Origin of the sequence: Pseudomonas sp. Sample_16, assembly GCF_004307665.1 — a bacterium.
In the GTDB taxonomy this organism is placed as follows: domain Bacteria; phylum Pseudomonadota; class Gammaproteobacteria; order Pseudomonadales; family Pseudomonadaceae; genus Aquipseudomonas.
Genome location: NZ_RCOB01000084.1, coordinates 1 through 1,596, shown reverse-complemented (window position 1 = coordinate 1,596; position 1,596 = coordinate 1). Strand labels below are relative to the sequence as shown.

General features: G+C 63.0%; 1 protein-coding gene. It reads left to right on the top strand.

The window, feature by feature from the left end; translation table 11 throughout:
• Positions 1–175: 175 nt before the first annotated feature.
• On the top strand, positions 176–1,596 hold a 1,421-nt coding region (locus tag D8U69_RS12330; RefSeq protein ID WP_130907397.1), incomplete at its 3' end, for a gamma-aminobutyraldehyde dehydrogenase.

Below are 1,596 nucleotides of genomic sequence, written 5' to 3'. Positions count from 1 at the left end.
CCAATGTGGGAACCGAATTCCTGTGGGAGCTGGCTTGCCAGCGATGGGGCCGGAAGGTTCAACAAAGATGTTGGCTGATCCACCGCTATCGCTGCGATGCGGCGACCCGACTAGCCAGCTCCCACAGGGACCGGTTTCTACGGACAAAAACAATAATTTTGAAGAGGACAATGCCATGCAAACCCAACTCTTGATCAACGGCCAACTCATCACCGGCGAAGGCCCCGCCCAACCCGTATTCAACCCGGCGCTGGGCCGTGTGCTGGTGGAAATCAACGAAGCCAGTGAAGCCCAGGTCGATGCCGCCGTGCGTGCCGCCGATGCCGCGTTCGACAGCTGGTCGCAAACTGCGCCGAAAGAGCGTTCGCTGCTGCTGCTCAAACTCGCCGATGCCATCGAGGCCCATGGCGAAGAGCTGGCCAAACTGGAATCGGACAACTGCGGCAAACCCTACAGCGCCGCGCTGAACGACGAGATCCCGGCGATTGCCGACGTGTTCCGCTTCTTCGCCGGCGCCAGCCGTTGCATGAGCGGTTCGGCCGGTGGCGAATACCTGCCGGGCCACACCTCGATGATCCGCCGCGACCCGGTGGGCGTCATCGCTTCCATCGCGCCGTGGAACTACCCGCTGATGATGGTCGCCTGGAAAATCGCCCCGGCCCTGGCCGCCGGCAACACCGTGGTGCTCAAGCCATCGGAACAAACCCCGCTGACCGCCCTGCGCCTGGCCGAACTGGCGTCGGAGATTTTCCCGGCCGGTGTGCTCAACCTGGTGTTCGGCCGTGGTCCTAGCGTCGGCAGCCCATTGGTCACGCACCCGAAAGTGCGCATGGTGTCGCTGACCGGCTCGATCGCCACCGGCTCGAACATCATTTCCAGCACCGCCGACAGCGTCAAACGCATGCACATGGAACTGGGCGGCAAGGCCCCGGTGATCATCTTCGACGACGCCGACATCGACGCCGCCGTCGAAGGCATCCGTACCTTCGGTTTCTACAACGCCGGCCAGGACTGCACCGCCGCCTGCCGCATCTATGCGCAAGAGGGCATTTACGACAAGTTCGTCGAGAAGCTCGGCGCGGCGGTCAGCAGCATCAAGTACGGCTTGCAGGATGACCCGGCGACCGAGCTCGGCCCGCTGATTACCGCGCAACACCGCGACCGCGTCGCCGGTTTTGTCGAACGCGCCATCGCCCAGCCGCACATTCGCCTGATCACTGGCGGCAAAGCGGTCGAGGGCAATGGTTTCTTCTTCGAACCGACCGTGCTGGCCGATGCGCAGCAGGACGACGAAATCGTCCGCCGCGAAGTGTTCGGGCCGGTGGTGTCAGTGACCAAATTCAGCGATGAAGCCCAAGTGCTGGCCTGGGCCAACGATTCGGACTACGGCCTGGCCTCCTCGGTGTGGACCGCCGACGTCGGCCGCGCCCATCGCCTGTCGGCGCGCTTGCAGTACGGCTGCACCTGGGTCAACACGCACTTCATGCTGGTCAGCGAAATGCCCCATGGCGGGCAGAAATTGTCTGGCTATGGCAAGGACATGTCGATGTATGGGCTCGAGGATTACACCGTCGTTCGGCATGTGATGTTCAAGCA